The sequence below is a fragment of the Streptomyces sp. NPDC046862 genome (genome assembly GCF_040704615.1).
Lineage (GTDB): Bacteria > Actinomycetota > Actinomycetes > Streptomycetales > Streptomycetaceae > Streptomyces.
Genome location: NZ_JBEYXP010000014.1, coordinates 78199 through 101880 on the forward strand (window position 1 = coordinate 78199; position 23682 = coordinate 101880).

The 23682-nt window shown below is 70.7% G+C and carries 25 protein-coding genes; 11 read left to right on the forward strand and 14 right to left on the reverse strand.

The features are described 5' to 3' along the window. Positions 1–388: 388 nt before the first annotated feature. The 3 genes from ispF to AB0959_RS17560 all read right to left on the reverse strand — a co-directional run bounded on the left by ispF (position 389) and on the right by AB0959_RS17560 (position 2665). Positions 389–916 carry a 2-C-methyl-D-erythritol 2,4-cyclodiphosphate synthase gene (gene ispF / locus AB0959_RS17550; protein WP_366827297.1) on the reverse strand — a complete coding sequence of 176 codons (528 nt, stop codon included), beginning with the start codon at positions 914–916 and terminating at the stop codon, positions 389–391. Then, entirely contained in the window at positions 906–1694 is a 789-nt protein-coding gene (ispD, locus tag AB0959_RS17555; protein ID WP_366827298.1) for a 2-C-methyl-D-erythritol 4-phosphate cytidylyltransferase, read from the reverse strand. Before ispD ends, ispF begins: the two co-directional genes overlap by 11 nt. 488 nt (positions 1695–2182) lie before the next feature. Next, complete coding sequence (locus tag AB0959_RS17560; protein WP_003953493.1) at positions 2183–2665, reverse strand: CarD family transcriptional regulator; 483 nt, start codon at positions 2663–2665, stop codon at positions 2183–2185. Positions 2666–3327: 662 nt separating this feature from the next. On the opposite strand from AB0959_RS17560, the gene AB0959_RS17565 reads away from it, so the two are divergent. After that, the gene (locus AB0959_RS17565) at positions 3328–4017 is read left to right on the forward strand and encodes a DUF461 domain-containing protein (RefSeq protein WP_366827299.1); all 690 of its coding nucleotides are present in this window, start codon (positions 3328–3330) and stop codon (positions 4015–4017) included. A gap of 86 nt (positions 4018–4103) precedes the next feature. On the opposite strand, the gene AB0959_RS17570 is transcribed toward AB0959_RS17565, so the two are convergent. Together AB0959_RS17570 and AB0959_RS17575 are read right to left on the reverse strand one after the other, a co-directional pair. Continuing rightward, entirely contained in the window at positions 4104–4784 is a 681-nt protein-coding gene (locus AB0959_RS17570; protein ID WP_043441515.1) for a response regulator transcription factor, read from the reverse strand. Continuing rightward, entirely contained in the window at positions 4781–6037 is a 1257-nt protein-coding gene (locus AB0959_RS17575; RefSeq protein ID WP_366827300.1) for an ATP-binding protein, read from the reverse strand. Before AB0959_RS17575 ends, AB0959_RS17570 begins: the two co-directional genes overlap by 4 nt. Before the next feature lie 279 nt (positions 6038–6316). On the opposite strand from AB0959_RS17575, the gene phoU reads away from it, so the two are divergent. The 5 genes from phoU (at position 6317) to AB0959_RS17600 (ending at position 9083) form a co-directional block, all read left to right on the forward strand. Further along, positions 6317–7006, forward strand: a complete 690-nt coding sequence (phoU, locus tag AB0959_RS17580; RefSeq protein WP_366827301.1) for a phosphate signaling complex protein PhoU — start codon at positions 6317–6319, stop codon at positions 7004–7006. A 264-nt stretch (positions 7007–7270) separates the two neighbouring features. Further along, the gene (locus tag AB0959_RS17585) at positions 7271–7423 is read left to right on the forward strand and encodes a hypothetical protein (protein ID WP_366827302.1); all 153 of its coding nucleotides are present in this window, start codon (positions 7271–7273) and stop codon (positions 7421–7423) included. 142 nt (positions 7424–7565) lie between these two features. Further along, positions 7566–7814 carry an SCO4226 family nickel-binding protein gene (locus AB0959_RS17590; protein ID WP_366827303.1) on the forward strand — a complete coding sequence of 83 codons (249 nt, stop codon included), beginning with the start codon at positions 7566–7568 and terminating at the stop codon, positions 7812–7814. Positions 7815–8072: 258 nt separating this feature from the next. Further along, positions 8073–8288, forward strand: a complete 216-nt coding sequence (locus AB0959_RS17595) for a hypothetical protein (protein ID WP_366827304.1) — start codon at positions 8073–8075, stop codon at positions 8286–8288. 177 nt (positions 8289–8465) lie between these two features. Beyond that, entirely contained in the window at positions 8466–9083 is a 618-nt protein-coding gene (locus AB0959_RS17600; RefSeq protein WP_366827305.1) for a hypothetical protein, read from the forward strand. Positions 9084–9406: 323 nt separating this feature from the next. Here the strand turns inward: AB0959_RS17600 and AB0959_RS17605 are convergent, their stop codons facing one another. Then, positions 9407–9628, reverse strand: coding sequence for a hypothetical protein (locus AB0959_RS17605; protein WP_366827306.1), 222 nt, complete (start codon positions 9626–9628; stop codon positions 9407–9409). Positions 9629–9878: 250 nt separating this feature from the next. Continuing rightward, complete coding sequence (locus AB0959_RS17610; protein ID WP_366827307.1) at positions 9879–10640, reverse strand: phosphoglyceromutase; 762 nt, start codon at positions 10638–10640, stop codon at positions 9879–9881. Between the two features lie 217 nt (positions 10641–10857). Here AB0959_RS17610 and AB0959_RS17615 point away from each other — a divergent pair, with 217 nt between their 5' ends. Continuing rightward, positions 10858–12186: an MFS transporter gene (locus AB0959_RS17615; protein ID WP_366827308.1), complete on the forward strand. Its 1329-nt coding sequence runs from the start codon at positions 10858–10860 to the stop codon at positions 12184–12186. Positions 12187–12204: 18 nt separating this feature from the next. Here AB0959_RS17615 and AB0959_RS17620 read toward each other — a convergent pair whose 3' ends face one another. Beyond that, positions 12205–12657, reverse strand: a complete 453-nt coding sequence (locus tag AB0959_RS17620; RefSeq protein ID WP_366827309.1) for a DUF2000 domain-containing protein — start codon at positions 12655–12657, stop codon at positions 12205–12207. A 49-nt stretch (positions 12658–12706) separates the two neighbouring features. Between AB0959_RS17620 and AB0959_RS17625 the strand changes: the two genes are divergently transcribed. Then, entirely contained in the window at positions 12707–13576 is an 870-nt protein-coding gene (locus AB0959_RS17625) for an AraC family transcriptional regulator (protein ID WP_366827310.1), read from the forward strand. On the opposite strand, the gene AB0959_RS17630 is transcribed toward AB0959_RS17625, so the two are convergent. The 3 genes from AB0959_RS17630 to mshA all read right to left on the reverse strand — a co-directional run bounded on the left by AB0959_RS17630 (position 13569) and on the right by mshA (position 17455). Continuing rightward, the gene (locus tag AB0959_RS17630; RefSeq protein ID WP_366827311.1) at positions 13569–15353 is read right to left on the reverse strand and encodes a glycosyl hydrolase family 28-related protein; all 1785 of its coding nucleotides are present in this window, start codon (positions 15351–15353) and stop codon (positions 13569–13571) included. The genes AB0959_RS17625 and AB0959_RS17630 overlap by 8 nt on opposite strands. A gap of 125 nt (positions 15354–15478) precedes the next feature. Then, entirely contained in the window at positions 15479–15979 is a 501-nt protein-coding gene (locus AB0959_RS17635; protein ID WP_366827312.1) for a YbjN domain-containing protein, read from the reverse strand. 135 nt (positions 15980–16114) lie between these two features. Continuing rightward, positions 16115–17455: a D-inositol-3-phosphate glycosyltransferase gene (gene mshA, locus AB0959_RS17640; RefSeq protein WP_366827313.1), complete on the reverse strand. Its 1341-nt coding sequence runs from the start codon at positions 17453–17455 to the stop codon at positions 16115–16117. Between the two features lie 309 nt (positions 17456–17764). Here mshA and AB0959_RS17645 point away from each other — a divergent pair, with 309 nt between their 5' ends. From AB0959_RS17645 to AB0959_RS17655, 3 genes are all read left to right on the forward strand, one after another. Continuing rightward, positions 17765–18565: a class I SAM-dependent methyltransferase gene (locus AB0959_RS17645; RefSeq protein ID WP_366827314.1), complete on the forward strand. Its 801-nt coding sequence runs from the start codon at positions 17765–17767 to the stop codon at positions 18563–18565. A gap of 185 nt (positions 18566–18750) precedes the next feature. Further along, positions 18751–19866: an NlpC/P60 family protein gene (locus AB0959_RS17650; RefSeq protein ID WP_366827315.1), complete on the forward strand. Its 1116-nt coding sequence runs from the start codon at positions 18751–18753 to the stop codon at positions 19864–19866. Positions 19867–20340: 474 nt separating this feature from the next. After that, positions 20341–21756 carry a SpoIIE family protein phosphatase gene (locus AB0959_RS17655; RefSeq protein WP_366827316.1) on the forward strand — a complete coding sequence of 472 codons (1416 nt, stop codon included), beginning with the start codon at positions 20341–20343 and terminating at the stop codon, positions 21754–21756. Positions 21757–21837: 81 nt separating this feature from the next. Here AB0959_RS17655 and AB0959_RS17660 read toward each other — a convergent pair whose 3' ends face one another. The 3 genes from AB0959_RS17660 to AB0959_RS17670 all read right to left on the reverse strand — a co-directional run bounded on the left by AB0959_RS17660 (position 21838) and on the right by AB0959_RS17670 (position 23640). Beyond that, complete coding sequence (locus tag AB0959_RS17660) at positions 21838–22176, reverse strand: DUF2516 family protein (protein ID WP_366827317.1); 339 nt, start codon at positions 22174–22176, stop codon at positions 21838–21840. A 165-nt stretch (positions 22177–22341) separates the two neighbouring features. Further along, a complete protein-coding gene (locus AB0959_RS17665) occupies positions 22342–22977 on the reverse strand; it encodes a hypothetical protein (protein WP_366827318.1) in 636 nt (211 codons plus the stop codon). 126 nt (positions 22978–23103) lie between these two features. Beyond that, positions 23104–23640, reverse strand: a complete 537-nt coding sequence (locus tag AB0959_RS17670; protein ID WP_366827319.1) for a helix-turn-helix transcriptional regulator — start codon at positions 23638–23640, stop codon at positions 23104–23106. Between the last annotated feature and the right edge of the window lie 42 nt (positions 23641–23682).

Consider the following 23682-nt stretch of genomic DNA (forward strand, 5'->3'; position numbering starts at 1 on the left):
GCGCTGGATGGCATGGGTCGGGGCTGGGTGCTGCGGGGCGAGGGCTGGACGGTAAGGGCGGCGCTGAAGGGTGCGGGGCGACGCTGAAGGGTGCGGGGCGGGGGCTGAATGGCGCGGGGCAGCGCTGAAGGGTGCGGGGCGGGGGCTGAATGGCGCGGGGCAGCGCTGAAGGGTGCGGGGCGGCGCTGGCTTTCCCGGCCGGGAGCTGTGCTTTCAGGGCCGCGGGGAACCGCACGGCTTTCAGGGGTGCGGGGAACTGCGCGACCAGCCCTCACCCACCCGCACCCAACCCACTCGCCCGGAGACCCCACACGGGGGTCTGGGGGCGCAGCCCCCGGGGACAGGATGGGACGGGTAGGGGCGGCGGGGGCGAGAACACCCCGGTGGGTCAGCCGGACCGTACGACCAACGCCGTAGCCACCGCCATCAACCCCTCCCCCCTCCCCGGAAACCCGAGCCCGTCCGTCGTCGCCCCGGAGACGGACACAGGAGCCCCCACCGCCTCCGACAACACCGTCTGCGCCTCACCCCGCCGCTTGCCGATCTTCGGGCGCGGCCCGACGACCTGCACCGCGACGTTCCCGATGACGAAGCCCGCCGCCCGCACGATGCGGGCGGCCTCCGCCAGCAGCACGACCCCCGCCGCACCGGACCACTCCGCCCGCCCCGTACCGAAGTGCTGCCCCAGGTCCCCCAACCCGGCGGCCGAGAACAGCGCGTTGCACGCCGCGTGCGCGACCACGTCCGCATCCGAGTGACCGGCGAGTCCGGGCCCCTCCCCCTCCCAGAGCAACCCGGCGCACCACAGCTCCCGCCCCTCCTCGAAGGCGTGGATGTCGGTGCCGATGCCCACCTGGGGCAGGGGGAAGGGGACGGCTCCCCCGTGCGGCCCGGAGGCCATCGGTTCAGAAGCCATCGTTCAGCCTCCTCCGCGCGAGGACCGCCTCCGCGAGAACGAGGTCGAGGGGCCGGGTGACCTTGAAGGCCTCCTCGTGCCCCGGAACCACCACGACCCGCAGCCCGAGCTGCTCCACCATGCTCGCGTCGTCGGTGACGTTCTCGGTGACCGTCTCGTGGGCTCGCACGAGCGTGTCGCGGTCGAAGCCCTGGGGAGTCTGCACGGCACGCAGCCGCGAGCGCTCCGGCGTCGCGACCACGGGCTCCGGCGCACCGGGCGCGTCCGCCGGCTCGACCTGCTTGACGGTGTCCGCGAGCGGCAGCGCCGGCACGACGGCGGGCGCCCCCTCCCGTACGGCCTCGATGACGGCGTCCACCGTGTCGACGGGCACCAGTGGCCGCGCCGCGTCGTGGACCAGCACGATGTCGACGCCGGGCGGCAGCGCGTCCAGTCCGAGCCGCACCGACTCCTGCCGGCTCTCACCACCCGGTACGACGAGGAAGTCGGTCCGCTCGGGCAGCGCGTGCGCATCGAGCAGGCTCTTGGTCTCGGCGGTACCGTCGGGCGGCGCCACCACCACCACGAGGGAGACGGCCCGTGACGCGGCCATCGCGCGGGCCGCGTGGATGAGCATCGGGGTGCCGTTCAGTGTGCGAAGCGCCTTGGGGGCGCCCGGACCAAGGCGCACGCCCCGGCCCGCGGCCGGGATCACGGCCGCCGTACGGGCCCCCGTACGAGCCCCCGTACGAGCCTCCGTTCGAACACCTGGAGACGAAGGGCGCGGATCGTCAGACATCGGTTCCTGTCAGGTTTGTGTGCTCGGCATGCGTGGGTATGGCCTGGAGGAGTGCCGGGCGCGAGCCTTGACCGGACCCTTCCGTGACACCTGGTCGAGCCAGCTGCCCGGGCCCGGCACGTCAGTATCGGGGGAATCCCCGTCCGAGTACGGCACGGCGGCACGACACAGGCGTACGAGCGCGTGAACGGACCGTGAAGGATATCGGTGCGGAGCGATGCGCGGAGCTTCATGTACCGCGGAGCTTCATGTCCCGGCGTCATGGCTCGGCATCATGTCGGCGTCGGCTTCGGCGCATCATGACGATCCGGAGTTACGTCCGTCACCGGCGTCCGGGCACGACCGCGCACCCGAGTACGAACATGCGTCCGAGCACAAACATGCCGCAGCGCCCGGCGACAGCTACTGGTCATCGGGCACCGCGGCATTTCACTGCACGGGTTTTCACTCCACTGAAGCGAGCTGCTGGCGCGCTGGGGGCGCCTGCGTCAGGACGCGAGGACCTCGTCGAGCAGTGCCTCGGCCTTGTCCTCGTTCGTGTTCTCTGCGAGCGCGAGCTCACTCACCAGGATCTGCCGGGCCTTGGCGAGCATGCGCTTCTCACCGGCGGAGAGTCCGCGCTCACGCTCGCGACGCCACAGGTCACGCACCACTTCCGCGACCTTGATGACATCGCCGGAGGCGAGCTTCTCCAGATTTGCCTTGTAACGACGCGACCAGTTCGTGGGCTCCTCGGCATACGGTGCGCGCAGCACCTCGAAGACCCGGTCCAGCCCGTCCTGACCGACCACATCACGCACGCCGACGAACTCCGCATTGTCCGCTGGCACACGCACTGTCAGGTCGCCCTGGGCGACCTTCAGCACCAAGTAGGTCTTGTCCACGCCTTTGATCTGACGAGTTTCGATAGCCTCGATCAGCGCGGCCCCGTGATGGGGATAGACCACGGTGTCGCCAACCTTGAACGTCATGTGACAGGTACCCCTTCCGTGGCTATCCAGGGTAACACGGATACGGCGTCTTCTGAATGGCGTTTTCGCAGGTCAGGGCATATCTCGGGGCTTGACAACAGCGACAGGAACGTGCATCGGAGGGGGAACGGAGCGGGGTATTCGCAGGTCGGAGCGGCTCTGCGGGCGGGGTGAAACGCGTACGTTACACACATCCGGAGCCGGTCGACGAAGGCTGAACATCCCGTTATGTCCGACTCCAAGTGTGCGAGTCACGCTACTCCGTTCGGTGAGCGGAGGTGGATCCGAGACGAATCCGGAATTGATCACGACGATGATCTTCGACCGAGTTCGGCGGCCGATCTCCCGACCGTTCTCCCGCCCGATCCGCGCGGTGATCAATTTCCCGGTACCGCCATGCATTCCTTACCGGAAATCGCCGCCGCTGTTGCCGAAGAGGCCGAAGAGGCCAGTGGTGCTTATGTGAATGCGGAACGGGGACACGCCGACGAGAGCACCTGCCCGGGCGAAGCCGACCGCCCCAGAGGAGGGTCGGGTGCGGGGGCCGGGGAACGGCTCGGTAACCTAAGCCCGCTGACCAATGCCTGGGCGGCTTTACGGCCGTACGGCCGCCCGACCTCGCATCGCCCACGTTCGCCCACGTTCAAGGAGTTTCCGCCGCCGTGAGCAGCAGCCTTCGACGCGGCGCCCTCGCCGCCGCCGCCATCGCGTTCTCGATCGCCTCGCTCGCCGCGTGCGGCGCCGGCAACAACGCCCAGACGCTGGAGGTCAAGCCGGACAACGCGGCCACGGCCGTCGGCGACATCAAGGTCCAGAACGCGATCGTCGTCACCCAGCCCGACCTGGAGTCGACGGGCCCGGCCGTGGTCTCCGCGACCTTGTTCAACAACGGTCGTACCGCCCAGACGCTGGACTCCATCACCGTGGCCGGCACCGGCAAGTCGGCGGAGATCAGCCCCGCGAAGGGCAAGGGCAAGCTGACCATCCCGGCCCACGGATCCGTCGTCATCGGCGGCAAGGGCAACGCCTCCGCGGTGCTGCCGAGCAGCCGCGAGGCCGTCAAGGACGGCAACGCGCAGAAGATCACGTTCACCTTCAGCAGCACCGGTGCCGTGAGCCTGCGGGCCTTCGTCGTCCCGGCCGCGAGCTACTTCGAGAAGTGGGGCCCGAGCGAGATCCCGGCGGTCCCGTCGCAGAGCCCCAGCCCCTCGGGGAGCCCCAAGGCCCCCTCCGGCTCCCCGTCCGGGACCCCCTCGGGCACGGCGACGGGTGAAGCGGGCGGGGGTGACGCCATCGGCAGCGAGACCGGGGCGTCGGCATCGTCCTCGTCCCAGGACTCCGCCGGGCACTGAGCCCCGCACGCGCGTCTGCATCCCGTACACACGAAAGGGCGGCACCCTCGGAGGGTGCCGCCCTTCTCGTTGCTGTTCTCGTCGGCCTACGGCTCGAACTTGTACCCCAGCCCACGCACCGTCACCAGGTAGCGCGGAGCGCCCGGGTCGGGCTCGATCTTCGCGCGGAGGCGCTTGACGTGGACGTCGAGGGTCTTGGTGTCGCCGACGTAGTCGGCGCCCCAGACTCTGTCGATGAGCTGCATGCGGGTCAGTACGCGTCCCGCGTTGCGCAGGAGCATCTCCAGCAGGTCGAATTCCTTGAGGGGCAGATCGACCTTGGAGCCGGAGACAGTGACCACGTGGCGGTCGACGTCCATACGGACCGGACCGGCCTCCAGCGCGGCCGGCGCCACCTCCTCGGGCTCGCCGCGGCGGCGCAGGACGGCCCGGATGCGCGCCACCAGCTCGCGCGAGGAGAAGGGCTTGGTGACATAGTCATCGGCTCCTATTTCCAGGCCCACGACCTTGTCGATCTCGCTGTCCTTGGCGGTGACCATGATCACCGGGACGTTGGAGCGGCCGCGCAGCTGGCGGCAGACCTCGGTGCCCGGCAGCCCGGGCAGCATGAGGTCGAGCAGCACGAGGTCGGCGCCGTTGCGCTCGAACTCGTCGAGGCCGTCGGGCCCGGTGGTCGCGATGGCGACCTCGAAGCCCTCTTTGCGGAGCATGTAGGACAGGGCGTCGGAGAAGGACTCCTCGTCCTCGACGACGAGCACTCGGGTCACGGAAGGACCTCCGGGGCGGGAAGCGGTTCGTAAGGGGATGAGTCAGTAGGGGGCTGTCCGTCCTCATCGTCGAGGTCCGGGTGCTGTGACGCGCGGTCGCGGGCCGCGCCCGCCTCCGGCAGTCTGAGGGTGAACGTGGAGCCCTGACCCTCGGAACTCCACACCGTGACCTCCCCGCCGTGCGAGGCGGCCACGTGCTTGACGATCGCGAGACCGAGCCCCGTACCGCCGGTGTGGCGGGACCGGGCGGGGTCGACGCGGTAGAAGCGCTCGAAGACGCGCTCCTTGTCCTTCTCGGAGATGCCGATGCCCTGGTCGGTGACGGCGACCTCGATCAGGTCCCCACCCGGAGTGCTGACCCTGCGGGCGGCGATGCCGACGCGGGTGCGGGCGGGAGAGTAGTTGACGGCGTTCTCGACGAGGTTGCCGAGGGCCGCGGCGAGCTGCCCGCGGTTGCCCCACACGCGCAGGTCGGCGGTGCCCCCGGCGGCCATCGTGATCTGCTTGGTGCCGGCCTGGTGGCGGCACCGGTCGATGGCCTCGGCGACGAGCTCGTCCACGCGGACGGGCTCGGCGTCCTCCAGCGGATCGTCGTTCTGCACACGCGAGAGGTCGATGAGCTCCTGTACGAGGTTCGTGAGCCGGGTGGCCTCGATCTGCATGCGCCCGGCGAAGCGTTCCACCGCCTCGGGGTCGTCGCTGGCCCCCATGACCGCCTCGGAGAGGAGGGAGAGCGCCCCGACGGGCGTCTTCAGCTCATGGCTGACGTTCGCCACGAAGTCCCGTCGTACGGCCTCTATGCGGCGGGCCTCGGTGAGGTCCTCGACCAGGAGCAGGACCAGTCGGGAGCCGAGGGGCGCGACGCGGGCGGACACGGCGAGGGCTTCACCTCGTCCGGTGCCGCGCCGGGGCAGGTCCAGCTCGACCTGGCGTATCTCGCCGTCGCGCCGGGTGTCCCTGGCCATCTGCATCATGGGCTCGATGGCGAGCTTGCCCCCGCGGACCAGCCCGAGGGCGTACGCGGCGGAGCTGGCCTTGACGACGGCGTCGCCCTCGTCGAGTACGACGGCGGAGGAGCGGAGCACGGACAGCACCGTGTCGACGCCGGGCGGCAGCACCGGGTCCGTGTGCAGGGAGGTCCTGGTGGGACGCTTCTGCTCGCGTTCGCTGTAGCGGAACGACAGCATGGCGATGACACCGGTGAGCACACCGGCGATCGCTGCCGCTGCGGCGACCGCCGCGTTCACGTCCATGCCAGACAGGTTAGGCACGACGCCGTGCCCGTCCACAGCCATCGGAGTGCGAGCTCGAACACTCGTCGCCCAGAGTTCACCTTGGAGCCAGTATTGGTTCATTTGGGATGCCGGAAACGGACGCGTCCGGGGCGGAACGTGGCAGCGTGGGGTTCACCGGGCCTGTGGCGACCGGCCGGGAGGCGCCGTACGCCACGGCGTCCGATGGTGGACATTGCTGGTGGAAACCCCAGAACCCCTGGAACCCCCGAAAGAGACGCAAGAGAAGAGGGATCCCTGATGCGGGACGCGTACCACGAGGAACTTGACTCGATCGGCGACGACCTGGTCGAGATGGCCCGCCTGGTCGGGTCGGCGATCGGGCGCGCCACGACGGCCATCCTCGACTCCGACCTGAAGCTGGCGGAGAACGTGATCGAGGCCGACACCAAGGTCGACGACCTCCAGCACGATCTGGAGGCGCGCGCGATAGCCCTGCTCGCCCGCCAGCAGCCGGTGGCGACGGACCTGCGTATCGTCGTGACGTCGCTGCGCATGAGCGCAGACCTGGAGCGCTCGGGCGACCTGGCCCAGCACGTGGCGAAGCTCGCCCGCCTGCGCTTCCCCGAGCGCGCGGTCCCGCGGGACCTGCACGCCACGATCCTGGAGATGGGCCAGCTGGCCCAGCGTCTGATGGCGAAGGCCGCCGAGGTCCTCATCACGAAGGACGTGGACCTGGCCATGCAGCTGGAGCAGGACGACGACGAGATGGACCTCCTCCACAGGACGCTCTTCCAGCACCTCATCGACGACCGCTGGAAGCACGGCATCGAGACCGCGGTGGACGTCACCCTGCTGGGCCGCTACTACGAGCGCTTCGCGGACCACGCCGTGTCCGTGGCCAAGCGCGTGGTGTACCTGGTGACGGGCGAGCACGCGGACGACATCCAGGCGGACATCCAGCCGGTGGCGGGGGCCGAGGGGGCGTAGGGGCCGGCTGCGGCGCAGGACCCCGGCCGGCAAGGGCTTGAGCCCGGCGGGGCGTACGGCCCGGGCAGGTCGTACGGCCCTGGCTGGCTCGGCTCCAGGCACTCGGTACTCGGTACTCGGTACTCGGTACTCGGTACTCGGTACTCGGTACCTGGGAGCGTGCGCTCGGTACGTCAGGGCGTGCGCGAGCCTCAGTGCGCCGTTGATGCGCCCAGGCCAACGGGCGTCCACTGGGCACAGGCACCAGCCTTCGAGGAGGGACCCATGGCCGAATCCCCCATCACACCCGACCCCACCCAGGACCGCGAGACGGAGCAGCCCACCGAGATCAGGACGCTGCCCCTGGTCGCCGCCTGCGGCTGCGGCTCGGGGTGCGGCTGCGGCTGCCAGTCGGGCGGCCCCTGCCAGTGCGGCTGACGACGATACGACGGTGAAGGGCCCCGGGACGATCCCGGGGCCCTTCACCGTCGTAGGGACTCGACCGCCGTAGGCACTCGCCTCTGCGCGCGTCCGGTAGCAGCATGGAGAAAGGGAGCAAATGGGAAGGAGGCGGGAACCCATGACCCGCTTCATGGACGTCCACCACGGAATGAAGGGCATCACGGCCGAGCAGCTGCGCGAGACGCACGAGGCCAACCTCGCCATAGAGAAGGACGAGGGCGTCCACTTCGAGAAGGCGTGGGCGGACCCCGAGTCCGGCACGGTCTACTGCCTCTCCGAGGCCCCGTCGGCCGACGCGGTCCAGCGCATCCACGAACGGACCGGCAACAAGCCCGACGAGGTCCACCCGGTGCCGCTGGCCGTGTGAGCGCCTGTCGTCCACGACGGCCCCCTGACCGCGCGAGTCCGCCGGCAGAGGGCCGGAGGTGTGGGGACAGATGGCTTCCGGTCGTCCGGCACCGTCCGGTACCGGTCGAGGGGGGGGAACGACCCTCTCCGGGGTGCGGTCACCCACACCCCCACCCGGTGGGGTACTCCATGGTTCCCGTACGGGCACGACGGCATCGTTGAACCCGATGGGCCCAGACGCCGACAGTTCTCGTCTCTCATCCGGAAGGTGACTCTCATGATGTCCCAGAAGTCGCTGCTGCCCTCACAGGCCGGCACCACGACGGACGACCTGACCCAGAGCACCGGGGAGAGCACCCTCACCCCGCTGCTCAGCGCCTGGGACCGGGCGCACCCCACCGTCGCCGACCCCGACTGGCGGCACCTTCTGGACGAGATGGCCCACCCGCACACCACGCGGGCCTTCCACCGCCTGGCCACGGCCGCGGCTTGAGCCGGCGGGCCCGTCCGGGCCCGGCCCGGACGGAGACAAACGGCTGCAGCGCCCCCGGCCCATAAACCGTTTCTCGCGTCGGGCGCGGCACGAGACACTCGCCAGGACAGTGAGCAAGGCGATCGCCGGTCGTCTCCCATGCCGCACCGGCGCCGGTGGGGGACCAGTGGGGGGATCATGGCCAGACCCGCGGTTGGGGCGGCATTACACCGCTGTGCCGAATGCGCCGGATACGAGTACGGCGGTGCGCCTGCCTGTGCCGCCTGCCGCGAGCTGGTGGACGGCATCGTCGAAGGCGAATGGCTCGCCTTTCTGCACCAGTGGGGCGTCGCCGACTCCCAGGAGGTCACGGCGCTTGCCGAGATGGTGGCGGCCGAACCCGACCGTCACGACTGGCGGTTGGTGGACGCCGCGCTCGACAGGCTCCCGTGCCCGGAATGCGGCGACCGGCTCAGCCACGGTCCTGTCGGCTGCTCCGCGTGCGATCTCGCCCACGGCTTCCGCTACGCCGCGATCGAGACGGACCGCCCCGGCGTCCCTCGGGGCAACGAGCACGCCATCCGGGTCAACGTCTCGGTCGTACGCCGACCCCAGATCACTTCCGAGAACGAACTCCTCGCCCGCCGCCTGCTGCTACCGCACTTGTTGGTGGGCCTCCTACCGACGACCGAAGAGGCCCAGCGGATAAACGCCCTGATCAAGAGAAACCCGTCGGCGCAGAAGACCGACCTCATCGAACAGGCCATCGAGGAGAGGCTCGGCCGCCAAGGCGACAGAAGTGGCCCTCCAACGTGAGATGACCTCGCCGTCAACGGGGTCACCACAAGCGATAGGGCCCCTTGAGGGCGTGGGGATGAGCTAAGCCGCCTTGGGTCGCGCGGCACGCGTGCGCGAGGTGGGCCCTGGTACGGGCCCCGCTACATCCTCGTGAAGGAAGGTCTCGTCCTCCCCGAAGTCCGGGGCCTGGAAGGGGCTTGTCGTCGGAGGCGGCGGTGCCGCGGTGGCACAGCGGGGTTGCCCTTCCAGGGCGGAGAACAGCGACGTCGGATCGATGGGAGGCTCCCTTTCGTTACAGGTCCCGGAAGGGGCCTGGCGTGCCATGACCGGGCACAGCGGTCCTACAGCTTGGCCATCTTGGCGTACGGGCTCAAGATCCGCATTTGCGCCGAGCCGAAATCCACGAGCGCCGCGATTCCATCCTCGATGCCGATCACTCGGCCGAGGCCGTACATGTCGTGTGTGACCCGGTCGCCCAAGGCGAAGTGCTTGGGAGCCGGGGCGACCGGGGCCTTGAAGGGGCTGGTAGGCAAATGACGCTTAGGTGCATCAGGCTTTGTCATCGCCCCCATTATGCGCCTACACGCGCCCGGTCGACTGTGCCCGTCCATGTCTGCTGCTCGGCACCGGTCCTGGACGGCAACGACCACTACAGGAGAGAGGCGGGGCGGTAGGGCTGATCCGCCCCGGAAGGCACGCCGGCCTTCGGCGGACATGGGAGCACGGACAGAGGTCAGGGACAGACGGCCCCGGCCCACCACAAAGCCCCCTACCCACGGAGAACCCGCAGGCAGGGGGCTTGATCGTGACGGGTTACTTCTTCTTGCCCTGGTTCTTGACCGCCTCGATCGCCGCCGCGGCCGCCTCGGGGTCGAGGTACGTGCCGCCCGGGTTCACCGGCTTGAAGTCGGCGTCCAGTTCGTAGGCGAGGGGGATGCCCGTGGGGATGTTCAGGCCCGCGATGTCGGCGTCCGAGATGCCGTCGAGGTGCTTGACGAGGGCGCGGAGGCTGTTGCCGTGGGCCGCGATCAGGACCGTGCGGCCGGCGAGGAGGTCGGGGACGATGCCGTCGTACCAGTACGGGAGCATGCGGCCCACGACGTCCTTCAGGCACTCCGTGCGGGGGCGGAGCTCCGGCGGGATCGTCGCGTAGCGCGGGTCGTCCGACTGGGAGTACTCGGTGCCGTCCTCGAGCGGGGGCGGCGGGGTGTCGTACGAGCGGCGCCACAGCATGAACTGCTCCTCGCCGAACTCGGCGAGCGTCTGCGCCTTGTCCTTGCCCTGGAGGGCGCCGTAGTGGCGCTCGTTCAGGCGCCAGGAGCGCTTGACCGGGATCCAGAGGCGGTCGGCGGACTCCAGGGCCAGCTGCGCGGTGCGGATCGCGCGCTTCTGGAGCGAGGTGTGCAGCACATCCGGGAGCAGGCCGGCGTCCTTGAGCAGCTCGCCGCCGCGCGTCGCCTCCTTCTCGCCCTTCGCGGTGAGGTTGACGTCCACCCAGCCGGTGAACAGGTTCTTCTCGTTCCACTCGCTCTCGCCGTGACGGAGGAGGATCAGCTTGTACGGTGCGTCGGCCATGGCCCGAGCGTAATCCAACCCTTTGATCACTTGGGATGGCGGTCACCAGGCGGACAGGGGGGCGGATGGGCCGGGCGGACAGTTGACTGCGTTTGTTAATTGAGTGGTCCCCCTGCGCCCTCACTCGTAATGTGTGGTCACCGTCAGCGCCACTTACCTTCGTGCGCCGGTCTCGTCCGCCGGCGTCGTCCGTGGGCTTCATCCGTGGGGGATCCTTATGCCAGTAGCCGCCCTGAGGCGTGCCGTCCGTGAGAGCGTCTCGGGGTTGCCCCGGGAGTTCTGGTGGCTGTGGACCAGCACCCTGGTCAACCGGCTCGGTGGCTTCGTCGCCACCTTCATGGCCCTCTACCTCACGCTCGACCGCGGCCACTCCGCCTCCTACGCCGGTCTGGTCGCCTCCCTCCACGGGCTCGGCGGCGTCATCTCCTCTCTCGGCGGGGGCGTCATGGCCGACCGGCTCGGGCGGCGGCCCACGCTGCTCGTCGCCCAGGCCTCCACCGCCGTGTCCGTCGCGCTGCTCGGCTTCGTGCGCGACCCGGTCGCGATCGCTGCCGTCGCCTTCCTGGTGGGCGCGGCCAGCAACGCCTCGCGGCCCGCCGTCCAGGCGATGATGGCGGACATAGTGCGGCCCGAGGACCGCGTCCGTGCCTTCTCCCTCAACTACTGGGCGATCAACCTCGGTTTCGCCGTCTCGTCCACGGCGGCGGGGTTCATCGCCGAGGTCAGCTATCGCGCGGGGTTCCTGATCGAGGCCGGCATGACCATGGCCTGCGCCGTCGTCGTCTTCGCCAAGCTGCCCGAGTCGCGGCCCGTGCCCGGCGCCAAGGGGCCCGGGGACCGGCCCGAGGTGGGGCTCGGGACCGTGCTGCGCGACGGGCGCTTCATGGCCGTCGTCGGGCTGTCCTTCATGGTCGCGCTCATCTTCCAGCAGGGTTCGGTCGGGCTCCCGGTCGCGATGGGCGAGGCCGGTTTCACGCCTGCCGACTACGGGCTGGCCATCGCGCTCAACGGCGTCCTGATCGTCGTGCTGCAGATTCCGGTCACCCGTTTCATCGAGCACCGGGATCCGCGCCGTCTGCTCGTCCTCTCGTCCGTGCTGGCGGGGTACGGGTTCGGGCTCACCGCCTTCGCCGGTTCGGTCGGCGTCTTCGCCCTCACCGTGTGCGTGTGGACCCTGGCCGAGATCGTCAACGCCCCCACCCAGACGGGCCTCGTCGTACGTCTGTCGCCGGTCCACGGGCGCGGCCGCTACCAGGGCATGTACACGATGTCCTGGTCGGTCGCCGCGCTGGTCGCGCCGCTGATGTCGGGGGTCGTCATCGACCGGTGGGGTGCCGAGTGGCTGTGGGGGCTGTGCGCGGTGGTGGGGACCTTGGCGGGGGTCGGGTACTGGGTGCTGATGCGGCGGGTGACGACGGAGGAGTCCGATGCTCCGGTCTCGGACAGCCAGAATGGCCCGATCAGCCAGGACAGCCAGGACAGCCCGCACTCCGATGCCGATTCCGTCAGTGTCAGCGTCGAGGCCCGGGCCGCCGGTACTGCCTGACCGGCCAAGAGCCGCCCCTCACGGATGCATCCGTGCCCCCTTCATCACCTTGTCCACCGCGTTGCGCGGGCCGTACACCGCCAGGCCCACCAGGTCCAGGTCGGCCGTGCCCACCGCCCGTACGGCCGCGCGGTTGTCGCGGTCGTTGCCCGTGGTGAAGAGGTCGGAGGTGAAGAGGGCGCGGGGCAGGGCCCGGGACAGGGCGCGCGTGTGGGCCGTCCGCAGGGTTTCCTTGGAGCCCTCGAAGATCAGGACCGGCTGGCGGAACATCGGCAGGTACGCGGTGCCGTCCGCGTCCTCGTACGCCTCGCCGACGACCTCCGGGAGCTCCGAGCCCAGGCCGCTCACCAGGAACGCGGTCACGTTCAGGCGCTGCCAGGGTTCCAGGTCGTCCCTCAGCAGTACGGCGATCTTGGTGTCGAAGCGGACGGGCGTGATCCCGGCGGAGCCCGGGTCGTTCTCAGTGGTCATACGACGACAGTGCCGATCGCCCCACGGCGGCGTCTTGTACGTTCTTTGCATGTCCCCGAGGACGGAAGGAAGGCAGATCCGCGACGTCACCGCCTGGCACCCCCGCGTCCCGGGCGTCGTGGAGGTCTTCCACGCCCACTACACCGAGTACGCGTACCCCATGCACGTCCACGACGCCTGGACGCTGCTCGTCGTCGACGACGGCGCCGTACGGTACGACCTCGACCGGCACGAGCACGGCACTCCGCACGGCACGGTGACGCTGCTGCCGCCGCACGTGCCGCACAACGGGGAGCCGGTCACGGAGGACGGCTTCCGCAAGCGGGTGCTGTATCTGGAGGCGGGCGCGCTCGACGCGAGTCTCATCGGGGCCGCGGTCGACGAGCCCGATCTGCGGGATCCGCTGTTGCGGCTGCGCGTGGGCCAGTTGCACGCCGTACTCGCGCACCCCGGGGACGAGTTGGAGGCGGAGAGCAGGCTCGTGCTGGTGCGGGAGCGGTTGCGGCACCATCTGCGTCCCCGGTCGGTACACGAACCCCACTCCGCCGGCCGCCCCGACGGCCTCCCCCTCGCCCGCCGCCTGCGCGAACTGCTCGACGAGCGGACCGCGCAGGGCGTCACCCTCGGCGAGGCCGCGGCACTGGTCCACGCCCATCCCGCCCACCTGGTGCGGGCGTTCAGCACCGCCTTCGGGATCGCACCGCACCAGTACGTCATGTCGCGACGCGTCGAGCGGGCCCGGCGGCTGCTCCTCGACGGGCAGCCGCCGAGCGAGGTGGCGGCCCTCACCGGCTTCTACGACCAGGCCCATCTCACCCGCCACTTCAAGCGGTTGGTGGGCATTCCGCCCGGCCGTTATGCCCGCACCCGCTCCCGCGCCCCCTCCCACCAGGTCCAGGGATCACGCCGCCTCATCTGATCCGCAGCATCCGCAGCCCGCGCTGCGCCTCGTACAGATTGCGCGGCCGTACCGCGCCGGCGTCCGTCGTGCCGTACAGCTCCAGGCGGGAGTGCAGATCCCCGCTGAAGTCCGGCACGTCGATCTGGTCGAACTCCCGCACCTTGTTGACGGCCACCGTCGCGCTGTACGGGGCGAGTCCGTCGATCTTGATCAGTCCGGCGCGCTCGTTCGTCACCCGGATGTTCCAGTGGGCGAAGCGGGCGCCGAAGAGCGGGCCGGCGACGGCGTCACCGCCGTGGCGGCCGTCGTTGTTCACGGTGATGTCGGTGCGGACGTTCGCGAAGGGCATGCCCCGGTGGGAGTCGAAGGTGCCCGTCCGCATGTCGCCGCGCGACCAGACGTTGTACGAGGACAGGCCCTCGACGTTGATGCCGTGCAGCTGGGTGCCCGCGGGCGCCGGGGTCGTGCGCTGTTCGATCGTGAAGTCCTCGATGAGGTTGTCGTGCGAGCCCTCGCGGCAGAAGTACGGGTGATGGGCGCCGCGGCCCGCCACCCTCGTACGGCGCAGGGTGCACGCCGAGGCGGCGACCAGGCCGAAGCCGTTGTCGACGTGGCGTACGACGACGTCGTCCACCCAGCAGTCGTACGCGCACTGGAGCACGATCCCGTTGTGGCCCCGGTCGAGGAGGTGCGGGGACTGCGGGGTCTGAACCGCCTCCAGGGTGAGCCCCTCGACTCCCGCGCCGGTCAGCTCCCTGACGTGGGTGGTCAGGCGCGGATCCCACTCCGGGCGTAGGTCGAGCGGGAGCGGGCGCTCCAGAGTGACCTTCCTGCCGCGCACGCGCGTGATGCGTACGGGCCACTCGTAGGGGACGTAGGAGGTGAGCTTGGTGTGGCGGTCCCAGGGGTAGGCCTCGGCGCCCGGGCCGCCGCCCGCCATGTGCTCCAGGAGGGTGTGGCCGGGGTCGTCCGCGAGGCGCAGGAGGACGAGCCGGCCGGGGCGCAGGCGCGTGGCGTCCGCGACCGTGACCGTCCAGGAGCCCCGGGCCGCCGGGTGGACCGTCGTCAGGGTCCGCCACTCGTCGCGCCGGTTGCCGGTCCAGCCCTCGAACGGCCAGGCGCGCGCCTTGATGGCCGTGACCAGGGAGTCCCAACGGTCATCGGGGGCCAGCCAGATGAGGCCGCCCGCCCAGGACCACGACGACTTGTCACCGCCGTAGCGGGAGCCGTACTCGCCGATGATCTCGGTGAGGTTCCTGGTGGCGTAGAGCTTGGTCCGGGCGCTGCCGGCGCCGCGCAGGACGACGTTGTCGTGGCCGATCCGGATCAGCCCGTCGACGCGGTACGTGCCGGCCGGGACGAACACCGTGCCGCCGCCCGCGCGTCCGGCGGCGGCGAGGGCGCGGTTGATGGCGGGGGCGCAGTCGGTGGTGCCGTCGGCCACGGCCCCGTAACCGGTCACGTCGGCCACCACGGGGCGGCGGGGGAAGCGCGCCGCCCCGCCGTGGCAGCCGGCGCGGCCGACGTAGGGGATCTGCGGGTGAGTGAAGGGAGTGCGGACGAACTCCCGCCAGAGGGAGGGGGCTTCACCCCGCGGTGGTGGTGAGGTGGCGGCCACCGCCCCTGCTTCCGTCCGGGTCGCCGCCCCTGATTCCGTCCGGGTCGCCGCCCCTGTTTCCGTCCCGGTCGCCGCCGTTGCTTCCGCCCCCGCCACCGTCCCGGTCACCGCGACCGTGGCGGCTCCGACGCTCCCGAGGAAACCTCTTCTGCTCATGCCCTCGCAGGTGTTGCTCATACCGCCCGCCTTTCAGGTATGTGAATGACGTTCAGATGCGCATGAGACGTGAGCATGACATGCACACCCACAGGCGGGAAGGGGTCATGCACCCACTACAGAGTGCAGCGAATACGGAGGGCGCCTCAGTCGTCAGCCCGCTGGGTCAGATGTGTGAACGCGTCCAGGTTGCGCGTCGACTCACCGCGGGACACTCGCCAGGCGTACTCCTTGCGGATCGCGGAGGCGAAGCCGAGTTCCAGGAGTGTGTTGAAGGAGCCGTCGGCGGCTTCCAGGACCGAGCCGAGCAGCCGGTCGACCTCGTCGGGCGTGACGGCGGCGAGCGGCAGTTTGCCCGTCACGTACACGTCTCCCAGCGGGTCGATCGCGTAGCCGACGCCGTAGAGCTTGAGGTTGCGCTCGAGGAGCCAGCGGTGGACGCCCTCCTCGTTCTCGTCCGGGTGCCGGATCACGAAGGCGTTCAGGGAGAGCGAGTGCCTGCCGACGATCAGTGAGACGGTCGTCGACAGTTTGCGGGTGCCGGGCAGCTTCACGACGTACGTGCCGGGCTCGGGACTCTCCCACTCCAGCTCGGCCTCGGTGAGGACCTGCTCGATGATCGACGCTGCGTCAGCCGTGGGAGCCATGGGGCGAGCGTACGGGATCAGCGATGTCGGCCGCGGTGGGCGCCTCAGCCCGTGCCGGGTGCCTCAGCCCGTGCCGCGCATCTCGCATCTCAGCCGTGATGCGCCGCACGGGCTGAGGCACCCGGACCGCGCATCTCAGCCGTGATGCGCGCGCAGCCCGCGGCGGTGGGCCTGCGTCGCCGCCGTGTAGACGTCCGCCGTGGCGGAGGCCGCCGTGTCCCAGCCGAAGCACTCGGCGTGCCGGGCGGCGGCCGCGCCCATACGGTCGGGCAGCTCGGGACGGTCGGCGAACTCGCCGAGGACGCGCGCGTAGTCGACCGGGGCGTGCCCCTGGACGAGGAACCCGGTGTGCCCGTCGCGCACCGCGACCGGCAGCCCGCCGACCGCGGCCGCGAGCACCGGCGTACCGGCCGCCTGCGCCTCGATCGCCACGAGCCCGAAGGACTCGCTGTACGACGGCATGACCAGCACCGACGCGGCCCGGAACCAGTCCGCGAGCTGCTCCTGCCCGACGGGCGGCCGGAACCGTACGACATCGGCGATACCGAGCCGTGCGGCCAGCTTCTGCAGCCCCTCGGGCTTGGCCAGCCCACTGCCGCTCGGGCCGCCCACCACAGGGACGACGATCTTCGACCGCAGCTCGGGCCGCTCCCCCAGAAGCACGGCGACCGCGCGCAGCAGCACGTCCGGGGCCTTCAGGGGCTGTATACGGCCGGCGAAGAGCGGGATCAGCGCGTCCTGCGGAAGCCCGAGGCGGGCACGGGCGGCGGCGCGGCCGTCGGCCGGACGGAAGCGTTCGAGGTTGACGCCGGGGTGCACGACGGCGACCTTGGCGGGCTCGGCCTCGTAGTGCCGTACGAGTTCGTCGGCCTCCTCGGCGGTGTTGGCGATGAGCCGGTCGGCGGCGTTCACGATCTGGGTCTCGCCGATGACGCGGGCGGTGGGCTCGGGAGTGTCGCCCTCGGCGAGCGCCGCGTTCTTGACCTTGGCCATGGTGTGCATGGCGTGCACTAGGGGCGCGCCCCAGCGCTCGGCGGCGAGCCAGCCGACGTGGCCGGAGAGCCAGTAGTGCGAGTGCACGAGGTCGTAGTGGCCGGGGCGGTGACCGGCCCAGGCCTGCATCACACCGTGCGTGAACGCGCACAGCTGGGCCGGCAGGTCCTCCTTGTTCAGCCCTTCGTACGGCCCGGCGTCGATGTGCCGGACGAGCACACCCGGCGCGAGCTCCACGACCGGCGGGAGCCCGCCCGTCGTCGCCCGCGTGAAGATCTCGACCTCGATGTTGATCGCGGCGAGGCGCTGCGCGAGCTCCACGATGTACACGTTCATGCCACCGGCGTCGCCCGTGCCGGGCTGGTGCAGCGGCGAGGTGTGCACGGAGAGCATCGCTACCCGACGGGGCTTGCGGTGGGGCAGCCTCAGTCGCGCGGGGGCCGCCGGGGAGCGACGCCCGAGCCTGCCTGCGTACTGGCTCACGGGGCGTTCCTCTCTTACTGCGGGCGCCTTGGTGGGGGCATGCCGTTCAGAGGGCACACAGCACCCTCCGGAGAGGGGGAACACCGGGGCCGCCCGGCGCATTTCCACTTTGCCGAATTATTACTACGGCTCGCTCAACCGTTCGGTGACCGCACGCAAGGGGCGCGGGCAACTGCGCGATCAGCCAAAGACGCCCCGCAGTCAGGCAACGACACCAAGGGGCAGACGCGATGACGGGGGCCTGGGGGCGCAGCCCCCACGAGGGCGACCCCCACCCACGGCAACAAAACCCCCACATACCCTCGACGCATGCCCACCCGCCCCCAGGGGACCGTCACGCGCGGAACCACCAACCCCAACCGCCTGCGCCGCATGGACCGCTGGATCGCGGCGACCCACGGCGCCGAACTGCGCCGCGCGGCGGACCCTACGGCGGTCGACCTCGGCTACGGCGCCGCACCCTGGACCGCGGTCGAGCTGCTCCATCGACTGCGCACGGCCGCCCCCCGCACCCGTGTGGTCGGCGTCGAGATCGACCCGGCCCGGGTGGCGGCCGCGCGGCCGTACGAGCGGGCGGGGCTGGTCTTCCGGCACGGCGGCTTCGAGGTGCCGGTGGCGGGCAGGCCGGCCCTGATCCGCGCGGCGAACGTCCTGCGCCAGTACGACGAGGACGAGGTGAGCGCGGTCTGGGACCGCCTGCGCGCCCGGCTCGCCCCGGCCGCGGCCGGCTCACGGGGCGGTCTGCTGGTCGAGGGCACCTGTGACGAGGTCGGCCGCCGTCACGTCTGGGTCGCCCTCGGGCCGGAGGGCCCCCGCACGGTCACGTTCGCCACCCGTCTTGGCTCCCTGGACCGCCCGTCCGACCTCGCCGAACGGTTGCCGAAGGCCCTGATCCACCGCAACGTGCCGGGCGAGCCGGTGCACGCCTTCCTCCGTGACTTCGACCGCGCCTGGGCGGCCGCGGCGCCGTACGCCTCGTACGGGGCACGCCAGCGCTGGATGCACGCCGTCCGCGCCGTGAGCGCGGACTGGCCGGTGCGGGACGGCGCCGCCCGCTGGCGCCAGGGCGAAGTCACGGTGGCGTGGGAGGCCTTGGCACCGCGCCGCTGACATCGCACCCGGCCTGCTGGAACGCGCGCGGTGAGTCGTTCGTCACAAAGGGCGGGGAGATCGTCTGCGGACGGGTGGAACAGGGGAGGGAGTTCGTGTCCACCTCTGTCGTATTGCGGCACGTCATGGCACGATCCCCGAAGTGCCGGAAGTTACTGACGGTTAATCAGTTTGGGGGCAGAGGTATGGGTACGGGCAAGCGGAGCCGGAGCCTGACCACCGCGGCCGTGGCACTGGTCTGCGCGGTGACCGTACTGGGCGCACCGGGCCTGGCCCATGCGAGCCAGACGGCCCCCGACCCCTCCCCCTCCCCTTCGCCCTCTTCGAGCGGCTCATCCGACTCGTCAGGCTCTGCGTCCGCGAGCACCGAGGAGCTGGAAGCCGTACGCGAGAAGCTGGACAAGCTCTACCACGACGCGGCGGTGGCCACGGACGCCTACAACGCGGCCGAGGAGAAGACCGAGAAGCAGTCCGCCCAGATCGTCGAGCTGGCCCGCGAGATCGTCAAGGGCAAGGAGAGGCTCGCGAAGCTGAAGGACCTCATGGGCGCCGCGGCCCGCGCCCAGTACCGCGGCGGCGGCCTGCCGCCCGAGGTCCAGCTCTGGCTCAGCCAGAACCCGCAGGACTTCCTCGACGGCGCCGGCCGCGTACGGCAGGGCCAGCACGCGTCCAAGGGACTGCTCGCCGAAATGGAGCGCACCCAGCAGGACTTGGAGCAGTACGCCAAGGACGCCTCCGCGCAGTGGAAGAAGCTGGAGGCCAACCGGAAGGCCAGGGCCGAGGCGAAGAAGGAGATCAAGAAGCAGATCGCCGCCGCCGAGGAGATGGAGTCCCAGCTGGAGGCGGAGGAGCGCGCGCGGCTGGCGAAGCTGGAGGAGGAGGCCGCGCGGAAGGCGCAGACCGAGTGGCTCGGCTCGGGCGTGCTGGACGAGATCGGCGGCAAGGGGTCCGAGGAGGGCAAGAAGGCGGTGAAGTTCGCCACGGACCAGATCGGCAAGCCCTACGAGTGGGGCGCCGAGGGGCCCCGGTCGTACGACTGCTCCGGCCTCACCTCGGAGGCGTGGGCCTCCGCCGGCAAGGGCATCCCGCGCACCTCCCAGGAGCAGTGGAAGCAGCTCGACCGCGTCGACGTCAAGGACATGCGCCCCGGCGATCTGATCATCTACAACGCCGACGCCAGCCATGTGGCGATGTACATCGGCGACGGCGCCATCGTCCACGCCCCCCGCCCCGGCCGCACGGTGACGATCGCGGGCGCGGGCTCCATGCCGATCCTGGGAGTCGTCCGCCCGGACGCGTGACCTCGACTGCCCCGGGTGCGTGCCTTCAGGGGCGCGGGACTGTGTCGTTGTGCGGCTCCGCCGCGTGGGCACGAACACCCACAACGAACCCGTACCCACCCACCGCACAAACCCGGCAGAGACGACCAACCGACCCCATACCGCAACACAGCACCCACGCCACCAACACGTCCAACACGACCAACACCCCTGAACAGCAACGAAAGTAACTAAACCGGAGACATCTCCCGCCACGTGACCCTCACCACGGTCCGCCCCCACCGCTCAACCCCACCCGCGTGACATTCGTCATCCCCTGGGGAGCCACCCCGTGTCCAAGTGCGGTACGGGATGCGGCATATGACGCTGGCCGATTGCCGGTGGGCACCCCGTAGACCATTCCGTTGCGGCGCCGCCTACCGCTATGGTCCCCGTCGGTGGGTCGAGGTCCCTCGTTCCCACCGTGCCCTCGGGGGAGGGAAGGAACTCAAGACGATGCCCGTACCCATACCGCGGCAAAGAGCGATCCCGGCCGTGGAAAGTGGTCAGGCGCACGCCGTGTCCGCACCCAGCGGCCCGTCCGGAGGCCCGACCGGCCCTTCCGGCGGCCCGCCCATCCCGTCCGGAGAGGGGGCGGCCCTGAACACGACGCCCGCCACCCCTGCCGACAACCCCGACGACCCGGACGACCCCGGCAGCGCCGGTACCGCCGGCGGCAGCACCAGCCTCACCGTGCTGCTGGTCGAGGACGACCCGGCAGGTTCACTCAGCGTGCCCGAACTGCTCGACTCCGCGGGCAAACCGATCCGTGTCCGTACCGCCCGCAACCTCACCGAGGCCGGGCGGCTCCTCACCGACGACGTGAACTGCATCCTGCTCGACCTCGCGCTGCAGGCCCCCGGTCACACGGCCGCCGGCAAGGACGACGAGCTGGCCGTGCTCAAGCACGTCCTGCGGCTCGCACCCCGGCACGCCGTCCTCGCGCTCACCGGCTCCGGTGACGCCGAGCGCGGCGCCGAGGCGGTGCGCGTCGGCGCCCAGGACTACCTCTTCCGTGACGAGCTGGACGGTCGTCTGCTGAGCCGGGCGATCCGGTACGCGGTGGAGCGGAAACGTTCCGACAGGGCCGAGCGACGCCTCACCGAGTCCAAGCTGCGGGCCCAGGAGAACGCCCGCCTGGAGCGCGGGCTCCTCCCCACCCCGCTCCTGGAGGGCTCCTCCCTCCGCTTCGCCGCCCGCTACCGCCCGGGCCGCTCCCGCGCGCTCCTCGGCGGCGACTTCTACGACACGGTCCGCACCCCCGACGGCACCGTGCACGCCATGATCGGCGACGTCTGCGGGCACGGGCCCGACGAGGCGGCGCTCGGCGTGGAGCTGCGCATCGCCTGGCGGGCGCTGACGTTCGCCGGACTGTGCGGTGACCAGTTGCTCTCCACGCTCCAGCGGGTCCTGGAGCACGAGCGCGAGAGCGACGAGATCTTCGCGACGCTGTGCACGGTCGACATCGCGCCGGACGGCCGCAGCGCGGGCCTGTGCCTGGCCGGCCACCCGGCCCCGCTGCTCGCCCGCGCCGACGGCGAGGGGGGCACTCCGGTGGCCGAGCTGCTGCCCTACGACAACAACGGCCCGGCTCTCGGCCTGCTGCCGAAAGCCCGCTGGCCGCGTACGCAGATCGAGCTCGGCGGTTCCTGGGGCCTGATGCTCTACACGGACGGCCTGATCGAGGGCCGCGTCGGCACGGGCGGCGAACGCCTGGGCCAGGACGGCATGGTCGACCTGATCCGCCGCCTGCTCGACCAGGACCTGGGCGGCGAGGAACTGCTGCAGGCGGCGATGAGCGAGGTCCGCGACCTCAACGGCGGCGAGCTGACGGACGACGTGGCGGTACTGCTGCTGAGCCGCGGAAACTGACGAGGGCGCCGTACGGCTCGGTTGGACCGGCCGCGCGGCGCCCTGTCGCGCTTGAGCTTGGCGTGCTGTGAACCGTCCGCGTCAGCGGCCGCCGTTGTACGGGCCGTAGGGACCGTCACTGCTCGATCCGCGGCCGCCACCGCGCCCGCCACCCGAGACCTGCCGGAGCGCGGGGCGGACGTCGACGAAGAAGACGATCGTCGCGATGAGGCCCGCGATCTGCAGGAAGAGCATCGGCACGAGCAGGTTCACCGCGACCGTGACGCCCAGGATGATCAGCCAGAACATCTTGCTCTGCTTGTCGGCGGCGCGATACGCGTCCTCCCGCGCGACCGCGGCCAGCACCAGCGCCGCCACTGCGAGCAGCAGCATGGCGAGGTAGATCAGCGACATGAAGCCGCCGAATGCCGTCAACAGCACAATGCCCACCACCCGGGTCGAGTCGTCTTACGCCACCGTACCCGGAGAACGGGCCGCACACCCCAAAGGTGCCCGACCCGTTCTTCGCACCGGTGTACGCCCCGGAGACGTCCCTGCTCCGGCTTGCTCCGGCTTGCTCCGGCTTGCTCCGGATCGCTTCCGTTCCTACTTCGCCGGAGGCGTGGTCTTCTTCGCGGTGGTCTTCTTGGCGGCGGGGGCCTTCTTCGCCGCGGGCTTGCGGGCAGCGGGGGCGGCGGGCGCGGCCTGGGCGGGGGCCGGCTTCTGCTCCTCCTGCTTGACCTCGACGGGCTCCGCCTTCGGCTCGACGGCGACCGCGAGCTCCTCGATCTCCTCGGCGGCCTCACCGCGCCAGGTCTTCACGGCCTGCTCGCCGTGCTCGGCCACCTTCTCGTAGGTCTCCCGCGCCTTCACGGCGTACTCGGCGGCGACGCCGACACTGCGCAGGGCGAGGTCCTGGGCGGTCTCACCGAGCTTCTTCAGGTCGGTGTCCAGGTTGCCGATGATCTCGGTGACCCTGACCTGGAAGGTCTCCTGCGCCTCCTTGGCGCGGGCGGTCGCCTTCTCCTGGCTCTCCTTGACCCGGGTGGCGGCCTTCTCCTGGAACGCCTTGGGGTCGGTGTTGCGCACGGCCTCGATGCGGGTCGGGGCCTCGGCGCGGATCTGCTCGACGATGCCGGGCACCTTCTTGGCCTGCTGCAGGGCCAGGTCGGCCGTGCCGGCGGCGAAGTAGAGCGGCGTCGGGTTGCTGAGGGTCTTGCGCAGGTCGTCGGTGATGGCCATGGTGACCGTCCTCCCGTAATGGCTTTCAGCTGAGGGTTTTGGGTTGGTTCGCAGCGGTCCGGCGCCCTGGCCGACCGCGGGTCCGCGCCGGCCTTCAGGGCGGGCCGGCTGTTCAGGACCTCGTGATCAACTGGCCGTCTGCCGCGAACCGGCATCGCCGCCGTCGGCCGTGCGGGGGCCGGGGCGTTCGGTGTCCTTGACGGCGCGTATCTCGCCGCGCACGTCCGTCACGTCCCGGGCGCCGTCCAGGACGTCCTCGTCCCGGGCGCCTTCCCGACCGTCCGCACCGTCTTCGTACGCCGTGCCGGCGACCTCGAAGCCGTTCTCCTTGCGGAACGACTCGTAGATCTGGAGCAGCACCTGTTTCTGCCGCTCGTTCAGCGTGGGATCGGCGAGGATGACGGCGCGCGTCTCCACCTCGACCGGGTCCCGGTCGGCGTCGAGGATGCCGGCGCGCACGTACAGCGTCTCCGCGGAGATCCGCAGCGCCTTCGCGACCTGCTGCAGCACCTCCGCGCTCGGCTTGCGCAGCCCGCGCTCGATCTGGCTCAGATACGGATTGGACACCCCGGCGGCGTCGGCGAGCTGCCTGAGCGACAGCTGCGCGTTGCGCCGCTGTTCGCGCAGGTACTCACCGAGATTGCCGACGTTGAGCGATGCCATGCCTCTACAGTGCCGCACTTCCGCTAACTTTTGCAAGCACCT

Excerpts from the sequence above, each read along its gene's own strand:
- AB0959_RS17665 (WP_366827318.1), bottom strand. The coding sequence starts at position 22,977 with ATGGCCATCACCGACGACCTGCGCAAGACCCTCAGCAACCCGACGCCG.
- AB0959_RS17590 (WP_366827303.1), top strand. The coding sequence starts at position 7,566 with ATGACCCGCTTCATGGACGTCCACCACGGAATGAAGGGCATCACGGCC.
- AB0959_RS17635 (WP_366827312.1), bottom strand. The coding sequence starts at position 15,979 with ATGGCTCCCACGGCTGACGCAGCGTCGATCATCGAGCAGGTCCTCACC.
- AB0959_RS17585 (WP_366827302.1), top strand. The coding sequence starts at position 7,271 with ATGGCCGAATCCCCCATCACACCCGACCCCACCCAGGACCGCGAGACG.
- AB0959_RS17605 (WP_366827306.1), bottom strand. The coding sequence starts at position 9,628 with ATGACAAAGCCTGATGCACCTAAGCGTCATTTGCCTACCAGCCCCTTC.
- AB0959_RS17620 (WP_366827309.1), bottom strand. The coding sequence starts at position 12,657 with ATGACCACTGAGAACGACCCGGGCTCCGCCGGGATCACGCCCGTCCGC.
- AB0959_RS17560 (WP_003953493.1), bottom strand. The coding sequence starts at position 2,665 with ATGACGTTCAAGGTTGGCGACACCGTGGTCTATCCCCATCACGGGGCC.
- AB0959_RS17575 (WP_366827300.1), bottom strand. The coding sequence starts at position 6,037 with ATGGACGTGAACGCGGCGGTCGCCGCAGCGGCAGCGATCGCCGGTGTG.
- ispD (WP_366827298.1), bottom strand. The coding sequence starts at position 1,694 with ATGTCTGACGATCCGCGCCCTTCGTCTCCAGGTGTTCGAACGGAGGCT.
- AB0959_RS17625 (WP_366827310.1), top strand. The coding sequence starts at position 12,707 with ATGTCCCCGAGGACGGAAGGAAGGCAGATCCGCGACGTCACCGCCTGG.
- phoU (WP_366827301.1), top strand. The coding sequence starts at position 6,317 with ATGCGGGACGCGTACCACGAGGAACTTGACTCGATCGGCGACGACCTG.
- AB0959_RS17670 (WP_366827319.1), bottom strand. The coding sequence starts at position 23,640 with ATGGCATCGCTCAACGTCGGCAATCTCGGTGAGTACCTGCGCGAACAG.
- ispF (WP_366827297.1), bottom strand. The coding sequence starts at position 916 with ATGGCTTCTGAACCGATGGCCTCCGGGCCGCACGGGGGAGCCGTCCCC.
- AB0959_RS17650 (WP_366827315.1), top strand. The coding sequence starts at position 18,751 with ATGGGTACGGGCAAGCGGAGCCGGAGCCTGACCACCGCGGCCGTGGCA.
- AB0959_RS17630 (WP_366827311.1), bottom strand. The coding sequence starts at position 15,353 with ATGAGCAACACCTGCGAGGGCATGAGCAGAAGAGGTTTCCTCGGGAGC.
- AB0959_RS17610 (WP_366827307.1), bottom strand. The coding sequence starts at position 10,640 with ATGGCCGACGCACCGTACAAGCTGATCCTCCTCCGTCACGGCGAGAGC.
- AB0959_RS17615 (WP_366827308.1), top strand. The coding sequence starts at position 10,858 with ATGCCAGTAGCCGCCCTGAGGCGTGCCGTCCGTGAGAGCGTCTCGGGG.
- AB0959_RS17645 (WP_366827314.1), top strand. The coding sequence starts at position 17,765 with ATGCCCACCCGCCCCCAGGGGACCGTCACGCGCGGAACCACCAACCCC.
- AB0959_RS17595 (WP_366827304.1), top strand. The coding sequence starts at position 8,073 with ATGATGTCCCAGAAGTCGCTGCTGCCCTCACAGGCCGGCACCACGACG.
- AB0959_RS17600 (WP_366827305.1), top strand. The coding sequence starts at position 8,466 with ATGGCCAGACCCGCGGTTGGGGCGGCATTACACCGCTGTGCCGAATGC.
- AB0959_RS17655 (WP_366827316.1), top strand. The coding sequence starts at position 20,341 with ATGCCCGTACCCATACCGCGGCAAAGAGCGATCCCGGCCGTGGAAAGT.